Annotated in this window: 12 protein-coding genes; all 12 read right to left on the bottom strand. The window is 46.8% G+C overall.

The genetic code is table 11. The features are described from left to right. Window positions 1-75 precede the first annotated feature (75 nt). On the bottom strand, window positions 76-2,472 hold the full coding sequence (locus HQN88_RS22340; protein ID WP_173116648.1) for a glycoside hydrolase family 95 protein: 2,397 nt from the start codon (window positions 2,470-2,472) through the stop codon (window positions 76-78). Window positions 2,473-2,595: 123 nt separating this feature from the next. Next, window positions 2,596-3,609 (bottom strand): LacI family DNA-binding transcriptional regulator, encoded by a 1,014-nt coding sequence (locus tag HQN88_RS22335; RefSeq protein ID WP_173116646.1) that lies wholly within the window; start codon window positions 3,607-3,609, stop codon window positions 2,596-2,598. Between the two features lie 75 nt (window positions 3,610-3,684). Then, entirely contained in the window at window positions 3,685-4,503 is an 819-nt protein-coding gene (iolB, locus tag HQN88_RS22330) for a 5-deoxy-glucuronate isomerase (RefSeq protein WP_173116643.1), read from the bottom strand. A gap of 21 nt (window positions 4,504-4,524) precedes the next feature. Continuing rightward, window positions 4,525-5,565 (bottom strand): inositol 2-dehydrogenase, encoded by a 1,041-nt coding sequence (gene iolG, locus HQN88_RS22325; RefSeq protein WP_173116641.1) that lies wholly within the window; start codon window positions 5,563-5,565, stop codon window positions 4,525-4,527. A gap of 1 nt (window position 5,566) precedes the next feature. After that, window positions 5,567-6,439, bottom strand: coding sequence for a class II fructose-1,6-bisphosphate aldolase (fba, locus tag HQN88_RS22320; RefSeq protein ID WP_173116640.1), 873 nt, complete (start codon window positions 6,437-6,439; stop codon window positions 5,567-5,569). 32 nt (window positions 6,440-6,471) lie between these two features. Then, window positions 6,472-7,917, bottom strand: coding sequence for a CoA-acylating methylmalonate-semialdehyde dehydrogenase (locus HQN88_RS22315; protein WP_173116638.1), 1,446 nt, complete (start codon window positions 7,915-7,917; stop codon window positions 6,472-6,474). A gap of 31 nt (window positions 7,918-7,948) precedes the next feature. After that, complete coding sequence (gene iolC / locus HQN88_RS22310; protein WP_173116636.1) at window positions 7,949-8,959, bottom strand: 5-dehydro-2-deoxygluconokinase; 1,011 nt, start codon at window positions 8,957-8,959, stop codon at window positions 7,949-7,951. Window positions 8,960-8,966: 7 nt separating this feature from the next. Continuing rightward, window positions 8,967-9,875 (bottom strand): myo-inosose-2 dehydratase, encoded by a 909-nt coding sequence (gene iolE, locus HQN88_RS22305; protein WP_173116634.1) that lies wholly within the window; start codon window positions 9,873-9,875, stop codon window positions 8,967-8,969. A 21-nt stretch (window positions 9,876-9,896) separates the two neighbouring features. Then, the gene (gene iolD, locus HQN88_RS22300; protein ID WP_173116632.1) at window positions 9,897-11,762 is read right to left on the bottom strand and encodes a 3D-(3,5/4)-trihydroxycyclohexane-1,2-dione acylhydrolase (decyclizing); all 1,866 of its coding nucleotides are present in this window, start codon (window positions 11,760-11,762) and stop codon (window positions 9,897-9,899) included. Window positions 11,763-11,937: 175 nt separating this feature from the next. After that, the gene (locus tag HQN88_RS22295) at window positions 11,938-12,927 is read right to left on the bottom strand and encodes a LacI family DNA-binding transcriptional regulator (RefSeq protein ID WP_173116630.1); all 990 of its coding nucleotides are present in this window, start codon (window positions 12,925-12,927) and stop codon (window positions 11,938-11,940) included. Between the two features lie 45 nt (window positions 12,928-12,972). Next, window positions 12,973-14,520, bottom strand: a complete 1,548-nt coding sequence (locus HQN88_RS22290) for a response regulator transcription factor (RefSeq protein WP_173116628.1) — start codon at window positions 14,518-14,520, stop codon at window positions 12,973-12,975. Then, window positions 14,517-16,313 (bottom strand): sensor histidine kinase, encoded by a 1,797-nt coding sequence (locus HQN88_RS22285; protein WP_173116626.1) that lies wholly within the window; start codon window positions 16,311-16,313, stop codon window positions 14,517-14,519. The genes HQN88_RS22290 and HQN88_RS22285 overlap by 4 nt, the downstream gene beginning before the upstream one ends. Window positions 16,314-16,359 lie beyond the last annotated feature (46 nt).

The raw sequence follows: 16,359 nt of genomic DNA, 5'->3' as shown, positions 1-16,359 counted from the left end.
TACCTCGCAGGGGGAGTTCGCCTTTGCCTCAAGTATGTAAACCTCAGACAAACTGCTTCAATTCTTGCAATTATCTCAATCGTTGGAAACCGATTGAGGTACGATCCTGTACCTAGATCCAGCAAATGTAGCAAACGTCATGCATCCTGAATATTCCAATGAATTAGAAGTAACTGGTCGCCCCTCCTCATCCAACACCAGGACCGGTATGCGAGAATACATCGTACACGGTTCGCCGTTCAATGATTCGATCATCGCTTCGCTCAGACTGCCGCTCTCCCAGCGCAAATTGACCGTGAACCCTCCACGCGCCCGCAACCCGTTAATAGAACCGGAAATCCACGTTTCAGGAAGCGCTGGCAGCAAATGGAGAACCCCTTTATGAGACTGCAGCAACAATTCCGATATGCCAGCAGTTGCAGCAAAATTGCCATCGATTTGGAATGGCGGATGCGCACCAAACATATTGGCATAAACACCGCCCTTCTGTGATTTCCACTTGTCCGGCTTCACGAGCTGCAACATGTTATTGATAAGCCGTTCCGCGCGATTACCATCTTGGAAACGGGCCCATAAGCCTACTTTCCAACCGAGACTCCAGCCCGTCCCCTCGTCTCCGCGTCTATTTAATGATGTTCGTGCCGCAGCAAATAAATCAGGCGTAGCTTCCTCATTAATTTGACGTCCAGGATATACTCCGAACAAGTGTGAGACGTGACGGTGATTCATGTCCTCCTCCTCGAAATCGCTATACCATTCCTGAAGTTGGCCGTACTGTCCAATTCTCAACGGGAATAGCTTACTTCTCGCCAACATGAGTTCGGATCTGAAATCCTCATCGACATGCAGTACTTCAGCAGCCTCGAGGCAATTCGTAAACAAATCCCAGATCAATGATAAGTCCATCGTCGAAGCTACGCTTACAGCTGCTTTCTCACCGTCACTACTAACAAATTTATGTTCCGGGGATGTGGAAGGGGCTGTGATAAGATATCCTTCCTGATCCTCAATGAGCCAATCCAAACAAAACAGAGCAGCCTCCTTCATGATTGGATATGCTTTCTCACTTAGATACGTGCTATCTCTGCCAAAGGCGTAATGCTCCCAGAGATGCTGACAAAGCCAAACACCGCCCATTGGCCAGTAAGCCCAAACCGGGTCGCCATGTCCATAATCGCCTACAGGTGCACTCTGAGCCCAAATGTCTGAGTTGTGATGCGCTGTCCATCCACGGACACCGTAATTGATCTCTGCTGTACTCTTCCCGTTAACCGATAAATTCCCAATAAAATCGAGCAGCGGTTGATGGCATTCAGGTAGGTTGCAAGTTTCTGCGAGCCAATAGTTCATCTCCGTATTGATGTTCAATGTATAATTACTGCTCCACGGCGGTCTTGTCTCCTTATTCCAAATGCCTTGCAGGTTAGCGGGCTGCGTCCCCTCGCGTGAACTGGCGATCATCAAATATCGGCCATACTGAAATAATAGTTCTATTAAGCCCGGATCCTGAGCCCCAAACTCAGAAATCCGTTGGTCTGTCGGCATATCTGCAGGACTGATCGTCTTCCCAAGTTGAATGTTGACTCTATCAAACAAGCTGCGATAGTCGTTGACATGAGCATCTCGAAGCTCCGCATAAGAATGCTGCATCGCCTCTGCGAGATATGCTTCTGTGATCGCTAGTGGATCCTTACCTTCTCTCCCCGGGGAGCGATTAAAACCATTAAAACTTGTTGCCGCACTGAAGTAAAGCGTCACATTCGTAGCTCCACGAACATGCAAACCTGCTTGGTCTCCATGCACGTAACCTTCATCCAAAACAATCGCGAGTCGGCCTACGAAAGTCATCGCCTCTCCGTCCTCTTGATCTTCGTATACAATCGGATGGTCAACACTATAATAGCTTGGCGCCACCTGCACCGGCGCCTTCCCACGAATGATCCATTGACCATTCTCATGGATCATACTAGCACGCAATAGGCTATCTAGACGCGCGGTAAAATGTAGCGATCCGGCTTGGCTAGACTGCAAACGAATAGCAATAACCTGACTGGGATTTGAAGCAAGCATCTCTCGCGTATACAAAACGTTGCCGATCTGGTACTCGACGCGAGATACGCCTTCCTGTAAATCCAGCTCTCGACGATACGAATGCGCGATGTTTCCATGCTCAAATGCAAGTGTGAGATCGCCAAACGGCAAATAGGATTGCGTATACGGCCCTAACATCTCCTTACACATTCGGTCAGCATCCGCATATCTACCTTCCGCCAAGAGACGACGAACCTCCGGCAGCACTTCCTTGGCACGAGGATTATTACCATTTTTAGGCCCACCAGACCAGAGTGTATCTTCGTTTAATTGCATTTTTTCTACTTCGATTCCGCCGAAAATCATGGCACCTATTCGACCGTTGCCAATTGGCAGCGCTTCAGTCCATTCCTTAGCGGGACTTTGAAATAAAATTTTCATTTCTCCTCCACCTTTCAATTTACTTTTATTAACTAAATTTACTTTTATTATAAATATTCATTGTACTAAGATATGAAAAACTGCCTTCCCCTAAGGGAAAGCAGTCATCGCTTCCTTCTACGATCATTTTGCCGGAGCTGCTGTAGATTGCCTGATGATGAGTTCTGGAGGCATAACGATGCGCTGCTTGACTTGTGATTTCTTCTTCAATTCTAGAATAAGCAGATCGACAACTTGCTTGCCCATAGGCTCAATCGGCTGTGCAATTGTTGTAAGCGGTGGATCCGTTACTGAAGCCAGAATCGTATTATCGAACCCGATCACGGAAATATCTTCAGGGACACGTAATTTTAATTGTTTCGCAGCCTGCAAGGCACCAATCGCAAGCATATCATTACAGCAGAAAAGCGCAGTCGGCCTCTCGGCGGCAGGTTTCTCTAGAAGTTCAATCGCCTCGCGTTTGCCGTCTTCTACGGTATACCTACAATTACGAACCCTCGCTTCGGGGAGCGCGATACCTGCTTCCGCAAGCGTGGTCACGAAACCTTTTACCCGTTCACGACTACTCGTAACCTTGGTGTGTTCGGCAAGGATCGCCATCCGAGTATGACCAAGCTCCAAGAGGTGCTTAGCAGATAACGTGCCACCAACGAAATCGTCAACAACAACGGTATGTACAGCCAAATCGGGCATCTCCCGTGCAATCATGACAACGGGAATCGAACGCTCCATGAGTGGTGTAAGCATTTCCTTATTGTCCATCCCGGTCCCAATAATCATCCCATCGACACTTTTTTGCTGAAGCAAGTTCAGATAACGTTCTACGCGTTCGTCTTTATTATCCGTGGAGCAGATAACGAGACTATATCCCAGATTATGACCTTGGTCTTCAACAGCCCTTGCGATTTCAGCAAAGAAGGGATTAGAGATATCAGGGACAAGCAGGCCTAACGTATAGGTCTTCTTCCCCGTAAGTGCAGAGGCAATGACACTAGGCTGGTAATTGAGCTTTTCCATCACTTTCAGAATTTCAGTGCGCCGTTCTTCGCTTATTTTCCCTTTACCGTTCATGACTTGCGAAACCGCTGCAATGGAAACACCGGCTTCCCTAGCCACATCGTAAATGGTTGCCTTCATCGTACTACCCCATTTTTCTTGAAGAATACAGTTATTCCCCCATTATGACGGGGCTTTCCAGAACTTGCAACCGCCTTACGATTCGCTCGGCTTCGTCATGATCCAGGCATGGTCGGGGTCATTATGAAATTTCCATATCCGCGTAGGTCCAGCCATGACATTCAAGTAATACACATCATAGCCCGGGGGCGCAGATACAGGATGATAACCACGCGGAACTAGCACGGCTTCTCCGTTTTTAACAATTAACGTCTCATCTAGTGAACGATCATCCGTGTATACCCGTTGAATCGCAAAGCCTTGCTCCGGCTGAACTCGGAAATAATACGTTTCTTCCAAGAAGGACTCATCCGGAAGCGCATCTCGATCATGCTTATGCGGCGGATAACTGGACCAATGGCCATTCGGAGTGAAAACTTCCACTACAAGCAAACTATCCGCAGGCTCGCTCTCAGGTAAAATATTATGAATGTAACGCTCGATATTCCCATACCCGCGGGTTTCAACGCCTACTTGCGCAGGAGCAATTAATCGTGAACGATGATTTCCCGCGCCAGGCGCTGAGCAAACAGCGATCTGCAAGGAGGTTAACGCCGTCACTTCATAACTATCGTTGCTAGTCACATAAACGGAATAAGGAGGAATTTGCTCAAATACGCTCATACGCTGACCGATCCCAAGCCATTGTTCTTCCTTTGTGCTTACATCCGCTTTGCCGCTCAACAATACAAGGCATACCTCTTGATCAGCGGTTTCACGTCGCAAAGTTTCCCCTTCGGCCAGCTGGACAACTTCGAAGCCAACATACTGCCATCCTGCCGATTCCGGCGTCACTTGTAAAAGACTGCCTTCTTCATTCGGAGCAGATGCAGGTGTTACAATTAATTTGGACATCGTAACGTCTCCCTCACCTTCTTATGATACCGCGGATTCTTGGAGCAACTCCAAGGCTTCACTCACTTTCACGGGTCTGCCCAAACGGGAAGATAGCTTCGCAGCAAGCGCAATCCGTTCGGCTTGAACACCGTCATCGCCACTGACAGGCACACTCTTATCATTCAAAATCGCATCAATAAACATTTGCGTTTCTTCTATATAAGCTGCTTGATAACGCTCAAGGAAAAAATGCAGCGGCTTATCACTCACAATCGAATCTGCTGTGGAGATCACAGCTGTATTCGGATGATCATTCGCAACGACGACACTGCCCTTAGAGCCAAACACTTCAACACGTTGGTCATAGCCATATACCGCTTGACGACTGTTATCAATGACACCGAGAGCGCCATTCGCAAAACGAAGGGTCACAACCGCTGTATCCACATCGCCATGTTGGGCAAAATCCGGGTTGATCAGGACATTCCCAACCGCATACACTTCTTCAACCTCGCTGCCTGAAACGAATCGAGCCATATCAAAATCATGAATCATCATATCCATGAAGATACCGCCAGAAACTTTGACGTAATCAATATGAGGCGGATTCGGATCACGGGAAGTAATTTTAATGATATGAGGATCGCCGATCCCCCCGCCTTGTACGACTTCTTGCACACGCTTGAAATTATGATCAAAACGGCGATTAAATCCAATTTGCAGTTTCACGCCAGCTTTTTTCACTTCATCAATGGCTGATACTGTTTTCGTGATATCCATCGAGATCGGTTTTTCACAGAAAATATGTTTACCCGCACGCGCGGCCTGTGCAATCAACGGAACATGCGTATCCGTGGATGAGCAAATGAATATGGCATCGATATCTGGATGAGAAATAAGTTCGTTGCTATCCTTGGTTACGATGGAAATGTTGCGGTCTGCTGCCCATGCTTCGAGCTCAGGACCTGCAAACAGATCGCTTACTGCTACAATCTCAACTTGCGAGTTCCGCAATAAATTGTCTGCGTGGATTTTACCAATACGGCCAGCGCCGATAATACCGATTCTAATCTTTTTCATCCTATATGCCTCCCGCTTTACCTGAACTGCCGAATAGTTGAATCTTGGACCTCACGGATGCAAGGATGGCTTCGCGAGCTGGAATTAGATAATTCCTAGGATCATAAGCATCCGGATGATCATTCAAAAACGTACGAATTGTTGCTGTACAAGCGATCTGATTATCTGTATTGACGTTAATTTTGGCTGTACCACAAGCAATGGCTTGGCGAATTTCGTCATCTGGCAGACCGCTTCCCCCATGAAGCACAAGGGGTACACCTGTCAGCTCCTTAATTTCAGCCATTCGTTCAAATCCAAGCTTTGGTTGTCCGCGATAAGGACCATGTACCGATCCCAGTGCAGGTGCCAAGCAATCGATGCCTGTTTCCTGAACCATTGTTACGCAATCTGCAGCCACCGCATACATCCCGTCAGCATCATCTACTACTAAGTCATCTTCGCGTCCTGTAATCCGACCTAACTCAGACTCTACAGAAACACCAAGCACGTGCGCAGCTTGCGTCACTTGACGCGTAACTTCGATGTTATGCTCGAGCGAATGATGAGAAGCATCGATCATCACCGAGGTAAAACCAGCGTGAATCGCTTTAATACACACTTCATACGAGCTGCCATGATCCAAATGAAGAGCTACCGGCACTGTAATGCCATAGTGCTCGATCAAGGCTTTCACCATGCCTGCGATACACGGCAGTCCACCCATATAGGGAATGTAAGCCTCACTTACTCCAAGAATCACGGGCGCCTGTTCGAGTTGCGCCGCTTGTAAAATCGCTTGTGTGAATTCAAGATTATTTAAATTAAATTGCCCAACGGCATATTTACCTTCTAACGCCGTCTGCAGCATCTCTTTCATCGAGACGAGTGCCATACCAATCGCTCCTTTCTGTCGGAAACTCGCTGTTACCAGCGAGCGGTTACCATCTTTTTACGCGTATAGAATTCCACGCCATCCGTACCGTTGGCATGCAAATCGCCGTAGAAGGATTTTTTCCAGCCAGAGAATGGGAAGAATGCCATTGGGGCAGGTACGCCAAGATTAATACCAAGCATCCCCGCTTCAATGTTTTCACGGAATTGGCGTACATTGCTGCCATCTTGCGTAAATAAGCATGCGCCATTTGCGAACTCTGAGCGGTTGGAAAGCTCAATCGCTTCTTCAAGTGTTGCTACACGAACGATGGAAAGCACAGGAGCAAAAATTTCGTCTTCCCAAATTTTCATCTCGCATTGCACTTGATCGAAGATTGTCGGTCCTACGAAGTAGCCCGCTTCGGAAACAGCGGCGTCTTTACGACCATCACGAACCATAATCGCGCCTTCATTTCCACCGATTTCAATATATTTCAATGTACGTTCCTTGTGCGAGCCGCGAATAACAGGACCTAAGAACACACCTTCATCATTTCCGTTGCCAATCGTAATCGCATCTGCCGCTTCAAGCAGCTTGCTTACTAGCGTATCCGCTACGTCGCCAACTGCGACCACTACGGAACAAGCCATACAACGCTCGCCTGCTGAACCGAAAGCCGCATTCGTAATTTCCTTCACCGCAATGGATAAGTTCGCATCCGGCATGACGATAGAGTGATTTTTCGCGCCAGCAAGTGCTTGAACACGTTTCCCGTTGGCGGCAGCCGTTTTGTATACATACTCAGCTACCGGTTGAGAGCCAACGAACGAAATGGCTTTAATATCTTTGTGCTCTAGAAGTCCATTCACGACATCATGCGCGCCATGAACGATGTTCAGCACACCTGCTGGCAATCCAGCTTCGTGGAACAATTCGGCAAGGCGATTAGCCAAATGCGGCGTACGCTCCGACGGCTTCAAGACGAACGTATTGCCGCATGCGATCGCAAGTGGGAACATCCAGCATGGTACCATCATCGGGAAGTTGAATGGCGTGATGCCGCCAATTACTCCGATTGGATAACGGTACATTCCTGACTCCAGGTTGGAAGCAATGTCTGGCAACTGTTTGCCCATCATCAGGGTAGGTGCGCCAGCAGCGAACTCCACACATTCAATGCCGCGAAGTACTTCACCATACGCCTCGGAATAGCTTTTACCGTTTTCTTTCGTCACGATGCGTGCGAGCTCTTCCCAGTGATCAACGAGAAGCTGTTGGTATTTGAATAAGACTCTAGCTCTCTTCGGCACAGGTGTACGGCTCCATGATTGGAAAGCTTCTTGCGAATTACGAACCGCTTGGTCTACTTCTTCTTTAGTGGAAATGGGAATATAGGCAAGAATCTCTTCTGTTGCGGGATTATATACAGCTTCTGTTTGTGTTGCGGATGATGCGACCCATTCGCCGCCAATCCAGTTTTTTAATGTATGTGTCATTGCGATTTCGCTCCTTTAGATTGATAAGTCGTTATGAGGCTGTGATTTCTCCGCGATTGCAACGTTCAATATAATCATCCACTGCCGCAGCAGTTGGCATTGCATCTGAACAGCTATGGCTAGAAATAACGATACACGCAGCTGCGCTTCCGTATTCCATACTTTTCTCCAGCGTCCAACCTTGCATAACCCCATAGATAAAGCCTGCTGCATATGAATCACCAGCACCGAAAGTCTTAACTACTTTAGCTGGGAAGCTCTTCGCGCGATGACCGACACCATCCCGTGTGTAAGCGATAGAACCGTCTTTGCCATGCTTGATAATGACAATCTTCGCCGAATAATCGAACCATTTGGCAGCCGTGATGTGGTCATCCTTTTCCGGATTATGCTCAAATTTCTCCATCATATCGAACTCTTCGCGCGTACCGAGAATGATGTCGCATTTCTCAGCAGCTAGATTATAGTACACAGCCGTCTCTTCAGGAGATGTCCATGTGTAGGGACGATAATCCAGATCAAACACGATGATCGCCCCATGCTTCTTCGCATAATTCAGTGCTTGAAACACCGCTTCGCGTGATGGACTTTGAGCTAGAGCAGTACCGGATATCAGCAATACTTTCGCCCTTGCGATCAGGGATTCCTGAACTTCATCAGGTGTTAGTTTCAAATCAGCTACATTATCGCGATACATCAGGATACTGCAATCCGTCGGGCTTTTGATTTCTGTAAAAGCTAACCCCGTCACAGCTCCCGTACGATCTGTTACAACATTGCTAGTATCAATCGCGTTGTTCTCTAAATAGGTAGCAATGAAGCGGCCCATTTGGTCATTCGCGATTTTGCCGATAAAAGCCGTCTTCATTCCTAATCGGGACATGCCGATCGTAATATTGGCCGGTGATCCGCCAACATATTTCGTGAATGTCATCGTCTCTTCCATTGGACGGTGAATTTCGTTCGCGTTTAAGTCGATACATAATCTGCCGATAGCTACGAAATCAAGCTCTTTTGCTTCTGGAAACGTCACATAGGCCATAATCGGATTACCTACTTTCTTTAATTAATAAGGAATTTATATAGTTCAGTGCGTTTTTTGCATATTCGTAAGCATTATGGGTTGCAGGGTCTTGCTCGCCTTCGAGCATCGCCCATCCGGTGTATTCACGACCCAATAACTCTTTGAAAATCGGTGCAAAATCAAGGCAGCCATCCCCTGGTACGGTAAACACACCTTTGCGAATACAAGTTACGAAATCGACCTGCTCCGCACGCGCTTCATCAAGTACTGCTTGTCGAATATCTTTCAAATGGATATAGGCAATTCGGTTGTAATGTTTGCGCAATACAGTCAATGGATCTCCACCACCGTAGTAGGTGTGCCCTGTATCAAACAGTAGGTAGACTAACGAAGGATCGGTTAGCTCCATTAAGCGATCGATCTCTTCCGGTGATTCAACGACCGTCCCACCGTGATGGTGATAAGTTAGCTTCAGCCCATGTTCAGCTGCAATAGCTCCCGCACGGTTTAACCCTTCCGCTAAACTCTGCCAGCCTGCTTCATCGAGGCGAAGAACTTCTTTCTCATTCGGCGTACGACGCGGATCAAAATGGAGAGAACCCCCGACTTCTGCTGTAGAGATTACCGTGCTGCCCATTTCTTTCAGAAATAGCACATGCTTGCGGTAAGCTTCCAATTCTTCTTCTCTATAAGCGGGATCCGAGAACAAGACTGATTTCCACTGGGATACAAGCCCGATACCTCGGTCTGATAGTTCTTTCTTCAACACGTTGATATCGGTCGGATATTTGCGCCCCATCTCCGTTCCCGTCAATCCCAGCTTCTGGATCTCATCTACGATCTGTTCAAATGTGGTATCAGCGCCATGTTCCTTGACGTCCTCCCCCACCCAATTAATCGGATGTATGCCTAGCTTAAACGGTAGTTCCTCCATCGTTAGGTCACCTCTTTTTAGTTAAATGGTTTTAGCCGCTTGTATGTTTTTCTTCATCTCTTCATGGGCTGCCAATACTTTAGCACTCTCCGAAACTTCAGGTACGCCAACGTTCCACCATGACTCATAGCCGCCTGTGTTTGTACCAGGTACGACAGGGATTTCAATCAAGGTTGTCACTGTTTCTGCTTTCGCTTGCAGCAGCGCTGCTTTAAGCTCTTCGGGATTAGTCGCCTTGTATGACTTTGCTCCCAAACTGCGCGCATGTGCTGCGAAGTCAATCGGCATATAGTTTCCTGTGAGCTTACGCGTCCCCGTTTCCCGATATCGGAATTCATTCCCGAAGCCTTCGCTGCCTTGACTGCGCTGCAGATTATGAATGCATTGGAAGCCATGGTTATCGAACAGTAGGATCGTGAATTTCTGACCTTCTTGCAAGCTCGTCACTAATTCCGAATGAAGCATTAAGTAACTGCCATCTCCGACGATCGCATACACCTCACGCCCCGGTTCCGCCAAAGCTGCGCCGAAGGCGCCGCTTACTTCATATCCCATACAAGAGAAGCCGTATTCCATATGGTACGTTTTGGGCTCATTTGAACGCCATAAACGGTGTAAATCGCCAGGTAAACTTCCCGCTGCGCAAACAACAACCGAGGAAGTGTCAATTGTTTCATTGATCACACCAAGCGCGTGTGTCTGAGCAAAGCCTTCTGCACACTCTGCTTGGTACAAACGATCCACTTCACGATCCCATTCGTCTTTCAAAGTTGCTATGTAATCCGTCTCGTAGTTGCTTGAATAATCAAGGAATGTCAGGGCTCCGCGCAGCAAGTGAAGTGCTTCCTTCGCATCAGCCGTAATCGAAAGCCCGCCTAACTTCGAAGAATCGAAGCCGCTGATATTGATATTAATAAATTGCACATCGTCCTGCTCAAAAGCGGATTTGGATGCTGTAGTAAAGTCGGAATACCGCGTCCCCACACCGATAATGACATCTGCTTGTTTCGCTAGCTTGTTCGCAGCGAGTGCTCCAGTCACGCCAATCGCGCCGACATGCAGCGCATGATTCCAAGGCAGCGAGCTTTTCCCAGCTTGCGTTTCCGCAACGGGAATGCCGAACGCTTCGGCAAACTCTGCCAGCTCCTTCGTTGCTTCCGCATAGAGCACACCGCCGCCAGCAATAATTAGCGGACGCTTCTTACCTAAGATCACTGCTGCCGCTCGCCCAACAGCTTCCTGAGCCGCTGGACGACGATCGATATAATGAACTTTCTTATCGAAAAAAGCTTCCGGATAATCATAGGCTTCCGCCTGCACATCTTGGGGAAGCGCTAAGGTCACCGCTCCTGTTTCCGCAGGATCCGTTAACACCCGCATCGCTTGGGTAGCAGCGCTCATCAACTGCTCAGGACGAACGATTCGATCCCAGTATTTGCTCACTGACTTGAATGCGTCGGTCGCAGATACCGTATAATCGTTCGTGACCTCAAGCTGCTGCAATACGGGATCCGGCTGTCTCGAAGCAAAATTATCTCCCGGCAGCAGTAGTACCGGAATGCGGTTGACGGTAGCAGTTGCCGCAGCCGTTACCATATTGAGTGCACCTGGCCCAATGGAGGTAGTGCAGGCGTAAATTTGTTTGCGGTTCTTTTGCTTCGCGTAAGCGGTTGCAGCGTGGACCATTCCTTGCTCATTCTTGCCTTGTATATACGTAAGGTCACCTGCACTGTACTCCAATGCTTCTCCAATCCCAGTTACATTGCCATGTCCGAATATCCCCATGACACCTTGAACAAATTTAGTCTCCTGTCCATCGATGGATATGTATTGCTGATCTAGAAAGCGAAGTAATGCTTGTGCCATTGTAAGTCGAATTGTACGCATGTAAATCTCCCTTCCATTCAGAGGTTAAGCGCTTAATCTTCTAATCTTTAAGCGCTCGCCCCAGGATGGGTTAAGCGCTTAATCCGATCATACAGCATTTTTATTAGACTCGCAATGCTTTTTTTAGTGCTGATGTGATAGGACCTTTCGGATACATAATGGGAGCTGTTTAATTCTAACTCGAGCCGCGAATCACAAGGTGTCCAGTAAGTGTTCGCGCAGCCACTGGTCGCTTCTCCATTAATTCCTTCATCATTTCCATGGCAAGTCTCCCAACCTCGTCCCTTGGATAATGAATAACACTCAATTGGGGCTCGGTAAGCGTCGTCATCAAAATATTCTCCGAACCAAGAATCGCAAGCTGCTCCGGAATCTGAATGCCATTCTTCTTACAAACATCCAGAATACCTGCAGCCATCAAATCATTAGTGCAGATGATCGCGCTAAAAGGCAGTCCTGAGGGATGTTTATCCACAAACTTTTGAAAGTCTTCAGATGCATTCTCTAATCGGCCCCCACCGCTTAGCAAAGCTTTTTCTTGCAGCTCCAATCCCTCTGCCAACATGGCTTGTTGAAAATATTGCAGCCTCTTCACATGATAGGAGGAGGACTCTGTATCGGTCATGTACCCGATGCTTGTATGCCCATTGTCCTTCAGATGTTGAATAGCCTGCTTGTAAAGAACTGACCAATCTACATCCATATAGGGTATTCCCCGATCTTGGGCATTCGGGCTTTGGGTCACAGACAAGATAGGGACTTCCCATTCCAAAATCCGGTCGTATGTCGCTGCCATCAGCTCCTGACCAAGCAGGATAATCCCATCCACTCGCCCGCGCAACGATGATATCAATTGCTCTTCGGTATCCGGCGTATAGCTCTGGAAAAATACTAGAAATGCTTCTTCTCTCGCAGCGGATTCAATATGTAATAATAAACCTGCTTCGAACGGATTCCCCAGATAGTTCACGAGTACAGCCAATTGACCCGTCTTCTTCGTTTTTAAACTTCGCGCCAGAAGGTTAGGTTCATATCCCAACTCTTTCATAGCTGCCAGAACTCTCTCCCGAGTTTCCATCTTGACGTTGTTCTTGCCGTTCAGCACGTAAGAAACTACGGCAACGGAGACACCTGCACGTTCTGCTACTTCTTGCCGACTAGCCATCCAACAATCCCCCCGAGATTTCTACGCAAGTCATGCACTTGATGCTTACTTACTACTTCTGTACTCCTTAGGCGACATAAGAAACTGCTGCTTAAATACATTCGTAAAATAATTCGGTTCATCAAACCCGATGGCGCAAGCAATTTCAAATATTTTCATATCCGTATTCCTCAGAAGCAAAGCCGCTTTATCCATACGGACCCTGGTAACGAATCGTGTAAAACTCTCTCCCGTTGTTTTTTTGAAAACAACGCTGAAGTAACTTGGATTTAAATGAATATGAGAAGCCACGTCCGTCAATCGGCATTCCTCATTGTAGTGTTCTTCAATATATTTAATGGCACGTTCAACCACATTATCGCTTTTGGACGCTTGCCATTGATTGAATTGGAGCAAGAATTGCTTCACTTGCTGCGCTGCCCAATCCAACACCTCCTTCGAGGTCCACTGGATCTGCGGCATTTCGTTCGGCAGCCTAGCCAGCGCATTCTGATCGTCTGGATCAAACTGTTTCTGGATTGTCCCGTGCATTGCAATAGACAAAGACAACGCACCAAGTCGCATCTCCTCAGGTGATGTGAGGCTCAACTCCTGTATCACACGATTGAGCAGCACGTGAAGACTGTCCTCTTGTCCAACTAGAATGGCTGACATAAGCTGAACTTCCATCTCCCTGACTCTCGCCTGATTAAGGGAGAGCATGATGCCTGATCCCGCTTCACTTCCGCTTATTGAAGGAAGTTTAATGGGGTCTGAGACAGCCTCTTTCGTGACCAGATACAATTGTGCCAAGTCAGTTACGGGAGGCGCTATCCCCATTGAAACCATACTTGTGCGTATTTTCAAATATTCAAAGGAGGCCGTTGGAATACTGCTTTGCAAAGTTTCCTCTACCTGATGCAAGCCAGCCACTAAGAGGAATGTGTCATGCTCCACCAATAAGAGGCGGGCTTCCAGACCCGCTCCTTTCACAAGCTCTTCCACAATGTTCGAGAAGGCAAATTGCAGCAAGCTCATGTCTCTCTTACCATTCGATTTATTCGCCATGTCCTCATTATTCATATGTAATAACCACAATTCTTTACCGGACAGTGCTTGATTCAAGCCAGGTAATGTGCCGATTTCATAAGGGAGGTCCAGAACTACCGCTCGAAGCTCTTGATCTTGTTGCAATTGTCTTTGCAAGAGTTGTTTCTGCTGATGCGCATATTTCTCATAGAACCGTTCTGACGCTTTGTTCATGATCTGACGAACGTCGTCTTCCGTGCACGGCTTGATCAGAATATCTAACGCTCCCAGCCTTACAGCAGCTTGTGCGTATTCGAAATTTTTGTATCCTGTCAAAATAATTACGATCATCTCTGGATAATTCTTCCGCAGATGTCCTACGAATTCTATACCATCCATGATGGGCATTCGAATATCCGTTAAGACCAAATCAGGCTTAAGCTCATCAAGCAGTACCAAGGCATCCTGCCCATTGCCCGCTTCGCCGACCACTTGCCAGCCCAGTTCTCCACCTTGCAGCATCTTGACTAGCCCTTTTCTAAAATTCAACTGATCTTCGACGATCAACACTCTTCCGCTTCTCATTCCAGTGTTCTCCTTTCATCATTCGTTAGAAGAGGCAAAATAAGCCGCATGTTGGTTCCACTTCCTACGACGCTAGCAATTTCCATACGGAATGGCGACCCATACACCAACTCAATCCTTCTCACAACACTTCGTACGCCTAAACTTTCTCGTCCATCTGTACGATGAGGCAAGGAAGTCCCCTGAACTCCCAATATTTGCGAAATAGCCTTCTCATCCATGCCACACCCATTATCGGTAACATCAATCTCCAGGAAGTCGTCGCGGCTGCTTGCCTTGATGATCAATACTTTATGTGAAACCATGTTGCGAAAAGCATGCATGAATACATTTTCAACTAACGGTTGAAGCAGTGAACGCATCACCTGAACGTCCATGACATCCTCGTCTACTTGTATGATGGTTTCCAAATCCGTTTCGAACAGTTCCTTCTGTATCTTCAAATAGTTACGAATCTGCTGGAATTCTTCTTTTACCGTCGTCAACGTTCGAACTGGCATCAAGGAATATTTGAGCATCTCCGAAATGGCGGCAATCAACGCGGCAGTCTCGGTTTCATCTTGCAGGTAGAGCTTCCAATAAATTTCATTGAACATATTGTGCAGAAAATGAGGATTTAATTGCGCTTGCAAAGCTTTAAGCTCAGCTTCTTTCTCACTTAATTGCGTTAGATATACTTCTTTAATTAGCCGTCCTACTTGTTCGGCCATTGCATTAAAGCTTTCGCCCATATAGGCTAACTCGTCATGCGTTCGTATTTCAATTCGTGCATCGAAGTCACCCGAGCGAACCTTACGGAGTCCTAGCATTAAATCCTTGAGCGGTCGGAGTAAATTCCCTGTAGAAAGTACAATGAGAACACTAGCAAGCAGGATACTAACCAAACCAGAATACACAATCATTTTGAACAAATCGCGACTTCTAGATTGAATCTCAGTTAATGAAGTTCCACTAACGAGCTTGAAATTGGTAACTTCAGATTCTCCTTGGACATACAAATGATGCTCCATTAATTGCGTTTGGTTCATATTTTGAAGCACCGATAATTGATCAAAATAAACGGGCGAATTCGTAAATAACAGTTCTCTATTCTTATTAAACAAATACACTTGCCCCTGGCCTGCCTTCGTTAACTCCTTGAGAGAGCCTGAGAAGAAGGATTCGTCGAAAGCCATAACGAGTACACCATACGTCGTCAAACTACTATTTTTCATAAACCTTGCAACAATGATCGTATTTCTATAGCCGCTTGGCTCAATAGACGATGCTATTGGCACGCTAATCCACACGAGATCGCCCGAGGTGTCGCTAATTTTGGAACGAATCACTTTGAATACATTCTCATCAGGAGCATTAATGGCAGAAGTCGTATAGCTGAAATACGATGGATTCCCATTTAAGTCATATAAGTACATTCCTGTAATATAGGGTGCATCTGATTTGAGTTGGTAGATCTGATCTTCGATTTGCTTCTTATCATAATAACGATCAAAGGCATCGGAGCTTTCATTTAAGTTAATGCGTGAAATCAACTTTTCAATTGATGGATTAAATACAATAGTTTGTGAAATACGAACAACTTCTTGCACCTTAAGGTCCAGCTTCGCTAACGCTTCTTCATTCGTACTGGTAAATTGCTTAGAGATCTCTTCCTCGAACAGGGTTAAGTTGTAGCGATACGTTAAATATCCGGTCAAGCAGAATGCCAATAAAATAATAATGGATAAACTGAGAATAAGCTTCACCCTGAAACTGCGATTAATCATAATTACATTTCGAATCCAGGATAGCATCTCATTTACCCCTTTATTCATAAGTGACCGAGCCTTAAACGATATT

This window comes from Paenibacillus qinlingensis (assembly GCF_013204845.1).
Lineage (GTDB): Bacteria > Bacillota > Bacilli > Paenibacillales > NBRC-103111 > Paenibacillus_E > Paenibacillus_E qinlingensis.
This window is presented reverse-complemented; position numbering and strand designations above follow the sequence as displayed.

What these genes read in the sequence shown, in the direction of transcription:
- HQN88_RS22340 (WP_173116648.1), bottom strand. Translation starts at nt 2,472, where the DNA reads ATGAAAATTTTATTTCAAAGTCCCGCTAAGGAATGGACTGAAGCGCTG.
- HQN88_RS22335 (WP_173116646.1), bottom strand. Translation starts at nt 3,609, where the DNA reads ATGAAGGCAACCATTTACGATGTGGCTAGGGAAGCCGGTGTTTCCATT.
- iolB (WP_173116643.1), bottom strand. Translation starts at nt 4,503, where the DNA reads ATGTCCAAATTAATTGTAACACCTGCATCTGCTCCGAATGAAGAAGGC.
- iolG (WP_173116641.1), bottom strand. Translation starts at nt 5,565, where the DNA reads ATGAAAAAGATTAGAATCGGTATTATCGGCGCTGGCCGTATTGGTAAA.
- fba (WP_173116640.1), bottom strand. Translation starts at nt 6,439, where the DNA reads ATGGCACTCGTCTCGATGAAAGAGATGCTGCAGACGGCGTTAGAAGGT.
- HQN88_RS22315 (WP_173116638.1), bottom strand. Translation starts at nt 7,917, where the DNA reads ATGACACATACATTAAAAAACTGGATTGGCGGCGAATGGGTCGCATCA.
- iolC (WP_173116636.1), bottom strand. Translation starts at nt 8,959, where the DNA reads ATGGCCTATGTGACGTTTCCAGAAGCAAAAGAGCTTGATTTCGTAGCT.
- iolE (WP_173116634.1), bottom strand. Translation starts at nt 9,875, where the DNA reads ATGGAGGAACTACCGTTTAAGCTAGGCATACATCCGATTAATTGGGTG.
- iolD (WP_173116632.1), bottom strand. Translation starts at nt 11,762, where the DNA reads ATGCGTACAATTCGACTTACAATGGCACAAGCATTACTTCGCTTTCTA.
- HQN88_RS22295 (WP_173116630.1), bottom strand. Translation starts at nt 12,927, where the DNA reads ATGGCTAGTCGGCAAGAAGTAGCAGAACGTGCAGGTGTCTCCGTTGCC.
- HQN88_RS22290 (WP_173116628.1), bottom strand. Translation starts at nt 14,520, where the DNA reads ATGAGAAGCGGAAGAGTGTTGATCGTCGAAGATCAGTTGAATTTTAGA.
- HQN88_RS22285 (WP_173116626.1), bottom strand. Translation starts at nt 16,313, where the DNA reads ATGCTATCCTGGATTCGAAATGTAATTATGATTAATCGCAGTTTCAGG.